Below are 12,748 nucleotides of genomic sequence, written 5' to 3'. Positions count from 1 at the left end.
ATCGCAATCTAAGCTGTCAACAAGTTTGATTACGTTCAGCATCTATGTATCATTGGCGCATGTTGTTTTCAGCGAACACGAGGTGGTTTACGTGAGAGTGACCAAGGCCCAGGCCCAGGCAAATCGGGAGCACATCGTCGAGACAGCCTCTGAAGTGTTTCGCGAGCGAGGTTTTGACGGCGTAGGCGTGGCTGACCTTATGGCAGCTGCCGGATTCACCCACGGAGGTTTCTACAAACATTTCGGCTCGAAGGCTGACCTGATGACTGAGGCCTCTGCGTGCAGTCTTTCCCGATCGCTAGTCGGTGCCGAAGCGCTCGATATTCAGGGTTTCATCGATTTGTATGTGTCCAGGGATCACCGGGACGGGCGCGGCAGCGGTTGCACGATGGCTGCTTTGTGCGGCGACGCTGCGCGTCAGCCGGACAAGCTGAAGGCGGCGTTTGCCGACGGGATAGAGCGCACGTTGCAAACGCTGGGAGAAAAGTATCCATCGGGTCCGGATGCGGCCCCCGGGGACGCGAGAGTGAAGATGATCGACATGCTGGCGCATGCCGTCGGCGCGATCATACTGTCGCGTGCTTGTCCGGATGACTCGGCTCTGGCCGATGAAATACTCGAGGTCTGCCATGCACAGATGACGGCCTCATTGCCGGTGATGTCAGCCAATGAACCCAAAGAAGGGGCATAGACGGTCGATCCAGCCCAATTTGTAACAGGCAGCAGAAAAACCACGTCAAGGCTGCTCGCCCTCACCGGGTTACACTCCGTTCCGATTCCTGATCCTGCTGCGGAGCCGTGCATGAAAGTTGGCGTGATTTCCGATACCCATGGCCTGCTCCGCGCCGAAGCCCTGGCTGTCCTGGCGGGATGCGAGCGGATCATTCACGCGGGCGACATCGGCAACGCCGACATTCTCGATCAACTAAAGGCTATTGCCCCTTTGTACGTCGTTCGCGGGAACAATGACCTGGACGCCCCGTGGGCAGAAAACATCCCCGACCTTCTTCGTTTCGATCTCAACGGATGGGAGACGCTGCTGGTGCATGACATTGCTGATGTCCCAGCCGAGCTCGACTCAGCCATCAAGTTGGTGATCACCGGCCATTCGCACAAGCCCCGCATAGATTGGCGCGGCGATCAGCTCTATCTCAATCCCGGCAGCGCGGGACGGCGGCGTTTCAAGCTGCCGGTGACGGTGGCGCTGCTGGAGGTGCTTGAGACCTCCCTGGAACCGCGCCTTGTCTCGCTGTTGGAGTAATTTTCGCTAGCAGGGTCACCGGGGGTTTTCCGCAAAAAAAAGGCCCGTTTAATAAAACGGGCCGTCGTTGTGAAGGTGCTATTTCAGATCGGCCTCAGAGGTGATCCGCATCAATCACAGCCTTGGCAAACGCCTGCGGATCTTCCTGCGGCAGGTTGTGGCCAATGCCGCCGCTGATCAGCCGGAACTCGTATTTGCCGGTGAAACGCTTGGCGTAATCCTCAGGCTTAGGGTGCGGTGCGCCGTTGGCATCGCCTTCAAGGGTGATGGTCGGCACGCTGATCGACGGCGCGGTGGCCAACTTCTGCTCGAGCGCCTCGTATTGAGGCTCGCCCTGCACCATGCCCAGACGCCAGCGGTAATTGAAGACGGTGATCTCGACGTGGTCGGGGTTGTCCAGCGCCTTTGCGCTGCGGTCGAACGTGGCGTCGTCGAACGCCCATTTCGGCGAAGCCAGTTGCCAGATCAACTTGGCGAAGTCGTGGGTGTTTTTCTCATACCCGGCGCGACCGCGGTCGGTGGCGAAGTAAAACTGATACCACCACTGCAATTCAGCCTTGGGTGGCAGCGGGTTTTTGCCGGCCGCCTGATTACCGATCAGATAGCCGCTGACCGAGACCAGCGCCTTGACCCGTTCTGGCCACAGCGCCGAGACGATGCCGGCGGAGCGCGCGCCCCAGTCATAACCGCCGAGCACCGCTTGCTTGATCTTCAGCGCATCCATGAAGTCAATGACGTCACTCGCCAGTGCAGCCGGTTGGCCATTGCGAAGGGTTTTGTCGGAAAGAAAATGCGTATCGCCATAACCACGGGCATATGGCATCAACACTCGATAACCCTTCGCCGCAAGCAGCGGTGCCACTTCGTCATAGCTGTGAATGTCGTACGGCCAGCCGTGCAGCAGAATCACCACCGGCCCGTCGGCCGGACCGGTTTCGGCGTAGGCCACGTTCAGCAGGCCGGCCTTGATGTGCTTCAGCGGGCCGAACGGGGAGGGTGTTGCGTAAGTGGCGTCGGCCTTGATCGCGGCCGGCTGTGCGGCGGGCGTTTGTGCGTGGGCCGTGCCGAGCGCGCCGAACAGGGCAAACGCCAGGATCGATGAGCCGACCAGACGGCGGTGGGTTTTACCGTTTTTGTTCTGCATTGCCATCTTCATGCTGATGTCTCCGTTGCAAGCCGTTGGCCAGGGGTTCTGGCTGAGCCCCTTGAAACCTTGAGTGCATTTGAACGCGGTGACGTATCTGGCCTGTGTCGAATCCCGGGCCTGGTGAAAACTGATGTATCAAGAGGATAGCCAGACACACTGAGATACACAGTGGTGCACTCGAAATTCGCGATATTGGCGCTGTGTTGCGACCTGAGTGGCGCGTACTCTTTTCAAGATCAACGGGCCGATCTGTGACAGAGGTAAACCGTGGCAACGAACGACATTTTCAGCGTGAAAATCCCCGACAGCAAAATGGCCCGTGAGGTGACGCAGCTCATTCGCGATACCGAAAGCGAGTTGCTGTTTTCCCATTCCACGCGCGTCTACTTCTGGGGCGCTTTGCTCGGGAAGCGCAAGGGAATGGCCTTCGATCCAGAGTTACTCTACGTCGCCGCCATGTTCCACGACCTAGGGCTGACCTCGATCTATCACGAGAGTCAGCTTCGCTTTGAGGTGGACAGCGCGAATGCCGCGCGCGATTTCCTGCGTGGCCATCACATCGCCGAAGGGGACATCGAGAAAGTCTGGAACGCCGTCGCGCTCCACACGACGCCGGGCATTCCAGAGCACATGCATTCAGAGATCGCCCTGGTGCAGGCCGGTGCGGGAATGGACGTGGCTGGACGTGGTTTTGAGCTGTTCACAGTCGAACAACGCGAAGCGGTAATCGCCGCTTATCCCCGCGACACCGACTTCGCCCATCAGATGATCGACGCGTTTTATCACGGGCTACAGCATCGGCCCCAGAGTACATTCGGGACCTTCAACGATGATTTCCTTGCCTACAAGGATCCGGGTTTTCAGCGAGTGAATCTTTGCAGTGTCATTTTGGGCTCGAGTTGGGAGCGGTGAATTTTCTGCTTAGCGCACCAGGCTTTTTGGCCGGGATATGTCTCGCGCGCGGATCAGCTGACATTTGTTCGCTCAAGCCTTGGTATTCCAGGCAACCGCACACAGCGCGAGTCCAGCCGCATTGAGCGTGACGGGATTGAAGGCATCCCTGAGCATGGATGGATTGACGATCGCGACATCCAGCAGCAGGCCAACCAGCGCCGTCGAGGCGACAATCAGCGGCCAGGCAATGCGTGGCGCGAGCAATATCCATAAGGCCAGGCCAATTTCCGCAACCCCGGCAGCATAGGCAAACAACTCCACCTGATGGATGCCATGGGCTTGAATCATGGTCCGCTCGCCCGGACTCAGCCACAGCAACTTGGGCACCAGACCGTGGTAGGCAAACATGAAAGCCAGGCTTCCCCGGGCGATCCAGTGGGTGCGTTTCAAGGCGCTCACGTGGGCGTTTTCAAAAATCGAAGCTCATGGTCGGGATTGGGCAGCAGGCACGTATCGTATTTTCCAAAGAGCCGATAGCGATTCAGCGCAATGCGATCGTATGCCCAATCTCGCAACCTGCGTGGGCAGGCGCGCAACAGTCTCAGTGGGCGCCAGGCACCTGGCAGTTGGGCGATGACTTCGAAGACGGCATCCGAACGCACCCAGTAGTGCTGGTCGCGGATCACGGCCATGGTATCGAATTGGTCCAGGGGCAAACCGGCCCACGCCAGCAACGCTTGCCCCTCGGGCGATTGCACTGCCGCCAGGCGGACGCGCCGGTGGTGGTCGTGGCGGATCAAGAACCTTGCCCAGCCGTTGCATAACTTGCATACGCCGTCGAACAGGACCACGGTTTCGCCTGGCTGGAGTAATGGCGCGGGAGAGGGGCGGGTTCTGGTCGCTGGCATGGATAGGGGGCCGTAAGAGGGGGCATCCCGGATCATACCCGCGTGTCAGGGCGAAAGTCTTTTCGGCTTGCCTGTTACACCACGCCCAGTAGCGTGGAGCTTGTGAAAGTGCGTCCCATCGGCCCGATCACCCCACAAGCAAAAACGCTGCTCTACTCTAATCAGCGCAACCCTCATCCAGTTCACTCTCGCTACCGAATAAAAAGGGGAAATGACCATGACCGATAAACTCCGTGTTCTGTTCGTCTGCGCGAAAAATGACATTCGTTCCTTGATGGCGGAAGCCCTTCTCAGGCATACCGACTCCGATCACTTTGAAGTGTTCAGCGCAGGTGTGGAGGGCAGCGAGGTCGACCCGCGCACACGCGATTCGCTCGACCATATCGGCATCGAGACAACCGGGTTGCACAGCAAATCAATTGAAGAGTTTGAGGGGCAGGCGTTCGACTATGTCATTACGCTGTGTGACAAGTCATCCGCAGAGGCCGACAGGATGTCGTTCCCTGGCGAGGTGATGACGTGGAACTTTGAGGACCCGGCAAGCAGTGAGAGGCACGAGCCTTTTCGTCACGCGCTCCAGGAAATTCACGATCGCGTCAAAATGTTTGTCACTGTAAAGACTCGGCATTCAAGCGCAGAGGCTGGCGTTGCTCCACCGGACACCACTCAAGCCTGATCCTCCCTGCGAGCGTGGAGCGGCAACCTCTATCGGGATTGCCGCTGCACGAAACGGGGTAGACAACTCCGTCTGTCCGGTCTCAATAAACCTGAGGCACGATGATTTCCGGTGGTGTCGGATTGCGCGAATAGTCTTCCTGACGCTCGCGTTCCGGGAGTTCAATCATCGCCTGTTGCACCTCTTCATAAGGCATTTGCCCAAGCAGATGATTGATGCAGTTGAGCCGGGCTTTCTTCTTGTCGTCGGCCTGCACCACCCACCACGGGGCTTCGGCGATGTGGGTGCGTTCGAGCATGATTTCCTTGGCCTTGGTGTAGGCCTCCCAGCGCCGACGGGACTCCAGGTCCATGGGGCTGAGTTTCCATTGTTTGAGCGGGTCATGAATACGGCTGAGAAAGCGCAGATGCTGTTCCTGGTCGGAGATGGAAAACCAGTATTTGATCAACTGAATACCGGAGCGCGCGAGCATCCGTTCGAACTCCGGCACGGTGCGGAAGAACTCTTCATATTGGTCGGCGTTGCAAAACCCCATGACCTGCTCGACACCCGCGCGGTTGTACCAGCTACGGTCGAACAGGACGATTTCACCCGCGGCCGGCAGGTGTGAGACGTAGCGCTGGAAATACCATTGAGTCTGTTCGCGGTCATTCGGTGCGGGCAGGGCGGCGACCCGGCAAACCCGCGGATTGAGCCGTTGGGTAATGCGCTTGATCACCCCACCTTTACCCGCCGCATCACGCCCTTCAAACAGAATCACCACTTTGTGCCCGGTCTTGACCACCCAACTCTGCAACTTCACCAATTCGCCTTGCAGACGAAACAGTTCGCTGAAGTAGCGTCGTCTTTCTTCCTTTTCGTCGTTGTCGCTCAGGTGCTCGTCAAACAGCGCGTTGAGGTCGTGTCCGTCCTCCAGTAATTCCAGTTCCAGTTCTTCGTCGCTGTGATCGAGCAGCTCACGATGGATGCGTTGCACCAAAGTGTCATTGGTTAGAAGCATGGCTGGAACTCCTGCCGAAGGTGGAAGTGTCCATGCTAGGCCGGGGGATATGACGCAGACGTGACGATGAAGGGGCGGGACCAATAAAGGGCGGTGTCATCTTGGTGTCACCTAAGGCATGGCAGGATCATCGCAAACCGTCTTGAACACCCAGCGCAACCCCGCCCGCGGGCTGATGAATCTGCCAGGAATCCCCACCATGAAAGGCGACGCCTCCCTGTTTGCGGCCATTGACCTGGGCTCCAATGCGTTTCGCCTGATGATTGGCCAGTCGGTCAAACGGAACCAGCAGATCGTGATCCAGGAAGTCAAAACCCTGCGCGAGCCCGTCCGTTTGTCGGAAGGATTCCAGGGCGGCGCGCTGGATGAACTGGCGCTGGATCGGGGATGGCAAGCGCTCGCGCGATTCGGCAAAAAATTGCGCGGTTTCGAGGCCGGACGGGTGCGCGCCGTGGCGACCAGCGCGGTGCGCGAAGCCGACAATGCCCAACTGTTTCTGACCAGTGCCGAGCGGCACCTGGGTTTTCGCATAGACGTGATTTCCGGGCATGAAGAAGCGCGACTGGTGTATGCCGGCGTTGCCCATACGATACCGAGTGCCGCGAATATGCGCCTCGTCGTGGACATTGGCGGTGGGTCCACCGAGTTGATTCTGGGGCAGGGCACTCAGCCCCTGTTGACCGAAAGCATCGCCATTGGCAGCGGCACTTTTGGCACGCGTTATTTTCATGGCGGGTGCATTACGGCCCAGGCCCTTCTGGAAGCCGAGCGTGTCGCCACGGTGCATTTTGAAAAGGTCGCACGTCGTTACCGTGCACTGGGTTGGCAGCAGTCCATAGGCTCTTCAGGTACCGCGCGGATGCTCGCCAAAGTCCTTAAGGCCAACGGCTTGAATGACGATGGCCAAAGCGGAATCACCTATGGCGGCCTGCTGCGCTTGTCGTTGCGCCTGCTTGAGGCGGGGCATGTCAATCAACTCAGGTTGGCGGGCTTGCAAACCCATCGCTTGAGTACCTTGCCGGGCGGTCTGGTGGTCATGCTGGCCGCGTTCAAGGTATTTGGTATCGCGCAGATGACACCTTCCGAGGCGGGGTTGAGGCTTGGGGTGCTGCATGGGTTGATGGCCAGGCACTGATTGGATGCTGCGCGGCTTTACCTGGATGCAAAACGGCTTTTGCGGCGACGCAATTTCTGTCATTGAATGGACTCGCCCAAGACGAGGCGTCTGTGCGCCACGGTGGCATTCTTACAGAAGCCCCGACAAAGTCGGGGCAAACATCTGGAGTGATCAGCCGCTATTTTGCGACTTTCATACTCGCTCTTTCAGGTCGTGGCGTAACCGCTTTGACCACATCGTCAATCACAGCCTTCCCCATTGCCGTCAAATAATGTGCGGCCCACGAAAAACGGTCCGTTTCTCTGTCATAGGCGGCGTCTTTTGTAAGCGCCTTGGCCAGGAACAGTAGATCTGAAGCCATTGCCAGTGCTGCGTCGACAGGAACGCCGGCGCTGACGTGGAACAGTGGGCGGTCTACGCAATAGATGCAGGGGGTGAAGCCAATGGTTTTTGCTTCTGTTGGTTCGGTCATTGATCACCTCCATAGACGCAAAGGTGAATAGGTGACGGACAGCACCGCGCAGAAGGCAGGTGGGTAAGAAGACGTATTTCAGACGGATTTATTTTGTTCATTATCAGTTCCCTTGATTGGAGGAACTGCCACTTAGCTGTCTCAAAAGCGTGGGTGGCAGCCGTGCGTGGTGTGAGACCCGGCAATCAAGGTAACCGGTAGGCCCGAAAGCCTCCCACGCACAGCCGCCATAAAACCTGGTCGCTGACGAAAAAAACGCCGCAATAGGTTCTGTGGCGCTTTGCGCCTTGATTGTCCCCGGGGTCTCACGCCCGATCGCTGAATGTGCAGCGACGTCTGAAGAGTATCCCGACAAAGAGAGGACCAACAAGGCGGTAGCAAGGCAAAAAGAGCACAAAGCGTACCCCCTTACGCAGCTCTCGGATTTTGCCTACAACTCCGACATGAAGCCACTCAATATTCTGAAAAGAGCACCGCCAGCGACGAAGACGGCCCGCTGCTCGGCGAGGTGGCAGCGCTGGCTCCGGTGCAACGTACATGTCCAAGCCCCAAATGACAGGCGAAAAAAAACCGCCTTTGCGGGACGGTTCTTTTGTAAGCCTCAGTTTGCGGCTGGGGCTTGGTGCATCTCACGGACAACACTAGCGTGGGGGCATAATATTAACCTCTGCTTATCCTTGCAACGTTATTCAGCTTGCGGCGGATGAAGAACTCCGGATCGGCGTTCATCATTCGTTCCGAGGTCGGTACGTCCTGGGTCATGAATAACCAGTGCCAGGAAATTTTCCCCCACTGGCGCGTCACGTTGTTCAGCAAATAATGCTGCGGCAGCATGTCGACGAAACCGGCCTTGAGCACCTTGTCGCCGTGGTCCAGGCACATGCGATACAGCACCCGCGCGCCACGGTCGTGACCGGCGGCATAGAACTGCTCGAAACCCAGCGACTGCACTTCGACCTAGTCCTGGGCCATGGCGCGGAAGGAATAATCCGAATGATCACCGCCCCCTTCCGGTTTGGAGCTGTCGCCGTATCCGCGCAAGTCGGTGCACACCACGGTGAAATCCTTGGCCGGGCACGGCGCAATCTTGTGCCAGGACAGGTGCGACTTGATCATCTTCGGCTTCCTGGCCTCGATCATTGGCTTGATTCCCCTGATGTTCACCCACGACCTGATCATCTGCGCCTGTGGCCTGAGCTTCTCGTTCTTCTGCTCGGAACTGGCCGACTCGCCGCTGTGGGTTATCGGCACCGAGGTGTCCCACGAACACTCCGCGACCTCCAGCGCCTGCACCTTCACGGGCATGGCCCTGGCGGGCGCCGTGTCGCCGGTGGTAATCGGTTGGTTGCTGGACATCACGGGGAACAACTGGGCGGTGGCGTTCGGTGCTTCGATCGCCGTGGTGCTGATGGGGCCGGTGCTGGCGATGTTTATCAGGCTGGATGATGAGCCTGCTCCAGAGCCTGTTTCATCCGTGCATTCGCAGGCCGCGGTTACTCAGAGCTGAGTCGCAACGTTTTTACCCACCCGAACCGAAAGCTGCCGCCAACCAAGGGGCGGTAGTCGCCTGTTTTCGGCGATACCAATTGGCCATCTCATCCGTTAGAGTGTGCGCCGCCCGAGAGATGGATCCCGGGCAACATCTCATGGAGTTTCTCAGTGAAGTATCTCAGTAAAGTGGTTGCCGTTACTCTGTTCGGTCTGGTTCTGGCGGGTTGCACCGGCACTCCGATGAACACTCAGCACTATGAAAGCAGCCAATACACGGTGATCGGCCACAGCGAAGCGACGGCCACTGGCCTGTTGCTGTTCGGCATGATTCCGATCCAGCAGAACAACCGTTTTGTTCGCGCCCAGAACGCGGCGATCAAAGCCAAGGGCGGCGACGCAATGATCAACACCCAGGTGCAGGAAAACTGGTTCTGGGCTTGGGTCCTGACCGGCTACACCACCACGATCTCCGGTGATGTGGTCAAGCTGAAAAACGTTCAGTAAGTGCAACGCACAGTCACGCGTTTGTCTGAAAAAGCCCGGCTAAGCCGTAATGCTGTTCACTTAAGCGGAGCAGCCTTACGGTCCACTGGAAACCGGGTTTTTGAAATTTTCACTGTCCTTGGCCTCGAAGGCCTTGGGCGGTGATCCAGAAACAATCCCCCTATCCCTGCTCTCAACTCAGCCAAGCGTCTTCCTGTGGCTGAAATCGGATTAGCCGCCGCCATCACGATCAGTTGCACGGCGATGTACTGACAAACGGGTTTGAAACGGATGTCCGAGGGAGCCCGGCCAAACGTCACCGCCGCCTGACTGGCCTCTCGACGAATCACGTTGTAAGCCAGCAAAAGCCCCCACACTTCCTGATAGACCAGCTCGACTTTTTTACTGCGCAAGGTCATCGCGTTCTGTTGCATCGAACTCTTGATGTCCCTGAAGCCCAACTCGATTTCCCAACGCTCCTGGTAAAGTTTGGCAACGGCTTGAGTGTTGTAGATCTTGGCCGGCAACGACGTCATGACGGTCTTCACCTTGCCTTTAATTTCATAACTGACTTCGCGTACTTCCCAGTGCGTTGGAAGATCCGGGTTTCGCTTTCTGGCCTGCGGCGAGACTTTCATACGCACTAAACGGTCGTACTGGCTGTAACGGGCCACTTCCTCGCAGATCAGTCCTTTTTTTGCCGGGATCAACCAATGACGGTTGATGCCTGCTCCGCTCAGGCTCGACAGCAGCTCGGCACCCCAGAAACCTTTGTCGAACAGCGTCACCGAGTGGTCGGGGATCTGCTGCAAAAATTCGTCGGCCAAGCGCATTTCACTGCGTCGATAAGGGCTCAATTGAGCATCCATGATCACGTGCGAACGCACATTCATCAGGGCCACCAGGCGCAGCATCGGAAACGGCGTCTGGCGGTCGCTTGGAGTGTTTCCCGACCCGAAGTGATCTCGAAGCTCGGGCGTATCCGGAGTACGCAAAAGTGCACCGTCCACCGCGAATACCTGCAGATCATGCCAGGCATCGTCGTCATAGCGCTCCGCCCCCCATTGGGTCCCGGTCTTGCGGAATAACCACTCAACAGGATCGGCACCGAGTCGCTTGCGCGCCTCGGTTACACCACTGCGGGCCAATAAGTGGTCGGTGGCCAGGCCTTGAGCGCAGATGTTCAAACGTCTGGCCACCTCATGAACCGGCTCGTCACGAAACAACGCCATGCCGAGCACCAACCAGAGCACTTGGTCAGCGGGCAGGCGACGTCGGCGAATGGTCGCCTGACTGGAAAGATCCAGCGCAGACGCTACCCACTCGATGGGAATGTTTTGGGTGAAAGTACTCAGGTCACAAAAGTTGAAAAGGTCGCCGAGGTCGAGCAGATCTTGTTGAACAGACATAAAAAATCCGATGCCAGAAGTCTGGCATCGGATTTTCGGATAAGCCCGGCTTGGACTCAAATACTTAAGTGAACAGCATTACGGCTAAGCCGGGCTTTTTCATTGGAGTTTGAAGTGTTGGGGGCGGTCAGTGGCGCTCCGTCACGCGAGCCTGCTGCGCCACCCGATTCCTTCCCGACCACTTCGCCTGATAGAGCTGCTGATCGGCGCGTTTGATCAGCGCGGTCGTATTGCTGTCCGATGACTCGGCAAGCCCGATGCCGATACTGACCGTGACGTGCCCGACCGTGGCAAAAGTGGCCGTGGCAATCGCGGCGCGGATTTTCTCGGCAACGACCTCGGGACTCTCGGGCTCCTCGACTTCCGGCAACAGCACCGCAAACTCTTCACCACCGTAACGGGCGACGAAGTCGGTGGCGCGGGTGGTGTCCTGAATCAGCCGGGCGAGTTGGTGCAGCACTTCATCACCAATCGCGTGGCCGTGGGTGTCATTGATTTGCTTGAAGTGGTCGGCGTCAATGAACAGCAACGCGAAGGGTCGTCCGGTGCGTTGAAACAGCAGGTTGCACTCGTCCAGTTTCTCGTCGAATCGCCGCCGGTTGAACACGCCGGTCAGTGCATCGTGGGTGGCCAGTTTCAACAACTCGGCATTGGCCCGGGTGAGGGCGGCGGTGCGTTGTGCGACCGTGGCTTCCAGCGACGCATTGGCCTCCTGCAACTCGCGTTCCTTGCCGAGCAAGGACTGCGTCATGCCCTGAAGGGATTGGCCCAATTGGGCAATTTCTCGCACCGAATGATCGCGGGGGAAGATCACACCGGGTTGTTGTTTCTGTACCTGTTTGGCTGACTTTGCCAGCTGCTCGATCGGGCGACTGAGGTACAGCGCCAGGTAGTAGGCCACCAGGCCGAACACGATGGCGGCGATGACGCCCAGCACCAGCAACTTGTAAAACAGAATACGTGCAGGCTGAAGTGCGATGTCCAGGGGTTGCCGTACGGCGATGGACCACGCAAGGTCGGTACTCGATGGCGTCGGCACCGCGACAACGCTGGTCAGGTAACCGTTGCCCACTGACCAGCCAGAGGTGTCGGAATGGTTTTCCCGGGCCAGCGGCATGTTTGGCACGCGTTGCCCCATGAGCGATTCCGGGTAGAGCACTTTGCCGTCGCGGTCGACAATCAGCGCCTCCACTTCAGGCGTCATGTCTTTTCGCAGCACCGCCGCGTCAACAATCCGCGTCACCCAGCTCCAGTGGGCATGAGCGCCCAGCACGCCGACGACCTGGCCGTCGGCATTGCGTATCGGCGCGGCGAAATCGATGAAGCGCAAAGGTTCGCCACTGGCGGTTCCCGGCAACAGTTTGGCCAGCAAGACCGCTTCGTGCGGATCGCCGGTGTAGGCACCGCGCAAACCGGCTTGAAACCAGGGGCGCTCTTTCACCGATTGATTCACCAGCAGGCCATTCACGGCTTGCCGCACACGTCCGCTGTCGTCCGCCACGCCCATCCAGGCGTACTCGGCGCGGGACTGCGAACGCAGCTCCATCGACGACAAGATATCCGGATCGTCCAGGTCGCCATGCTTGAAAAGCGGCGCCCGACTGAGTAGGGACACTTCGAGCTGACGTTCATGCAACTGGGCGCCCAACAACTCGGCAGCAGACCTTGCCGTGCTCAACAACGCATTGCCGCTCGCTTGCTTCATCTGCTCGGTGGCGATGTGGCCCACGTAGAAACCCACGCTCACGAGCGTGAGCAGCGACAAACCGGCAAACCAGAGTGTCAGGTGGCTTCGCAGACTGGCTTTGATCATGGGGGCCCGGCTGAAGTTTTTGGAGTCGCGGCATGGTATGCGCAATGGTCGGGTGGGTGCCAGTGGCGGCGCTTTCA

16 protein-coding genes are annotated in these 12,748 nt (G+C 58.3%); 7 read left to right on the top strand and 9 right to left on the bottom strand.

Going from position 1 to position 12,748, the window contains the following annotated elements:
* The first annotated feature begins 91 nt into the window (after positions 1–91).
* Complete coding sequence (locus tag ACYZT8_RS17825; protein ID WP_461974665.1) at positions 92–691, top strand: TetR/AcrR family transcriptional regulator; 600 nt, start codon at positions 92–94, stop codon at positions 689–691.
* A 111-nt stretch (positions 692–802) separates the two neighbouring features.
* Positions 803–1,261, top strand: coding sequence for a metallophosphoesterase family protein (locus tag ACYZT8_RS17820; protein ID WP_461974664.1), 459 nt, complete (start codon positions 803–805; stop codon positions 1,259–1,261).
* A gap of 94 nt (positions 1,262–1,355) precedes the next feature.
* Here the strand turns inward: ACYZT8_RS17820 and ACYZT8_RS17815 are convergent, their stop codons facing one another.
* A complete protein-coding gene (locus tag ACYZT8_RS17815; RefSeq protein WP_461974662.1) occupies positions 1,356–2,417 on the bottom strand; it encodes an alpha/beta fold hydrolase in 1,062 nt (353 codons plus the stop codon).
* Positions 2,418–2,675: 258 nt separating this feature from the next.
* On the opposite strand from ACYZT8_RS17815, the gene ACYZT8_RS17810 reads away from it, so the two are divergent.
* Positions 2,676–3,320: an HD domain-containing protein gene (locus tag ACYZT8_RS17810; RefSeq protein ID WP_461974660.1), complete on the top strand. Its 645-nt coding sequence runs from the start codon at positions 2,676–2,678 to the stop codon at positions 3,318–3,320.
* Positions 3,321–3,392: 72 nt separating this feature from the next.
* On the opposite strand, the gene ACYZT8_RS17805 is transcribed toward ACYZT8_RS17810, so the two are convergent.
* Both ACYZT8_RS17805 and ACYZT8_RS17800 read right to left on the bottom strand, forming a co-directional pair.
* Positions 3,393–3,761, bottom strand: coding sequence for a DoxX-like family protein (locus tag ACYZT8_RS17805; protein ID WP_461974658.1), 369 nt, complete (start codon positions 3,759–3,761; stop codon positions 3,393–3,395).
* The gene (locus ACYZT8_RS17800; RefSeq protein WP_461974657.1) at positions 3,758–4,210 is read right to left on the bottom strand and encodes a thiol-disulfide oxidoreductase DCC family protein; all 453 of its coding nucleotides are present in this window, start codon (positions 4,208–4,210) and stop codon (positions 3,758–3,760) included. The genes ACYZT8_RS17805 and ACYZT8_RS17800 overlap by 4 nt, the downstream gene beginning before the upstream one ends.
* 217 nt (positions 4,211–4,427) lie before the next feature.
* Between ACYZT8_RS17800 and ACYZT8_RS17795 the strand changes: the two genes are divergently transcribed.
* The gene (locus tag ACYZT8_RS17795; RefSeq protein WP_461974655.1) at positions 4,428–4,886 is read left to right on the top strand and encodes an arsenate reductase ArsC; all 459 of its coding nucleotides are present in this window, start codon (positions 4,428–4,430) and stop codon (positions 4,884–4,886) included.
* A gap of 82 nt (positions 4,887–4,968) precedes the next feature.
* On the opposite strand, the gene ppk2 is transcribed toward ACYZT8_RS17795, so the two are convergent.
* Positions 4,969–5,886, bottom strand: a complete 918-nt coding sequence (ppk2, locus tag ACYZT8_RS17790; protein ID WP_461974653.1) for a polyphosphate kinase 2 — start codon at positions 5,884–5,886, stop codon at positions 4,969–4,971.
* 199 nt (positions 5,887–6,085) lie between these two features.
* Here ppk2 and ACYZT8_RS17785 point away from each other — a divergent pair, with 199 nt between their 5' ends.
* The gene (locus ACYZT8_RS17785) at positions 6,086–7,021 is read left to right on the top strand and encodes a Ppx/GppA phosphatase family protein (RefSeq protein ID WP_461974651.1); all 936 of its coding nucleotides are present in this window, start codon (positions 6,086–6,088) and stop codon (positions 7,019–7,021) included.
* A gap of 160 nt (positions 7,022–7,181) precedes the next feature.
* Here ACYZT8_RS17785 and ACYZT8_RS17780 read toward each other — a convergent pair whose 3' ends face one another.
* The 3 genes from ACYZT8_RS17780 to ACYZT8_RS17770 all read right to left on the bottom strand — a co-directional run bounded on the left by ACYZT8_RS17780 (position 7,182) and on the right by ACYZT8_RS17770 (position 8,591).
* On the bottom strand, positions 7,182–7,475 hold the full coding sequence (locus tag ACYZT8_RS17780) for a DUF3077 domain-containing protein (protein WP_461974649.1): 294 nt from the start codon (positions 7,473–7,475) through the stop codon (positions 7,182–7,184).
* 660 nt (positions 7,476–8,135) lie between these two features.
* Positions 8,136–8,426 carry a hypothetical protein gene (locus ACYZT8_RS17775; RefSeq protein ID WP_461974647.1) on the bottom strand — a complete coding sequence of 97 codons (291 nt, stop codon included), beginning with the start codon at positions 8,424–8,426 and terminating at the stop codon, positions 8,136–8,138.
* Between the two features lie 6 nt (positions 8,427–8,432).
* A complete protein-coding gene (locus ACYZT8_RS17770) occupies positions 8,433–8,591 on the bottom strand; it encodes an alpha/beta fold hydrolase (protein WP_461974645.1) in 159 nt (52 codons plus the stop codon).
* On the opposite strand from ACYZT8_RS17770, the gene ACYZT8_RS17765 reads away from it, so the two are divergent.
* On the top strand, positions 8,584–8,982 hold the full coding sequence (locus tag ACYZT8_RS17765; RefSeq protein ID WP_461974643.1) for an MFS transporter: 399 nt from the start codon (positions 8,584–8,586) through the stop codon (positions 8,980–8,982). The genes ACYZT8_RS17770 and ACYZT8_RS17765 overlap by 8 nt on opposite strands.
* A gap of 152 nt (positions 8,983–9,134) precedes the next feature.
* Positions 9,135–9,470, top strand: a complete 336-nt coding sequence (locus ACYZT8_RS17760; RefSeq protein ID WP_461974641.1) for a hypothetical protein — start codon at positions 9,135–9,137, stop codon at positions 9,468–9,470.
* A 56-nt stretch (positions 9,471–9,526) separates the two neighbouring features.
* Here ACYZT8_RS17760 and ACYZT8_RS17755 read toward each other — a convergent pair whose 3' ends face one another.
* Entirely contained in the window at positions 9,527–10,858 is a 1,332-nt protein-coding gene (locus ACYZT8_RS17755; RefSeq protein WP_461974571.1) for an IS4 family transposase, read from the bottom strand.
* Between the two features lie 127 nt (positions 10,859–10,985).
* Positions 10,986–12,671, bottom strand: coding sequence for a sensor domain-containing diguanylate cyclase (locus tag ACYZT8_RS17750; RefSeq protein WP_461974639.1), 1,686 nt, complete (start codon positions 12,669–12,671; stop codon positions 10,986–10,988).
* Positions 12,672–12,748 lie beyond the last annotated feature (77 nt).

It is taken from the genome of Pseudomonas sp. LB3P93, from assembly GCF_054898025.1.
The sequence above is the reverse complement of the archived record's forward strand: the minus strand, read 5'-3'. Positions and strand labels throughout refer to the sequence as shown.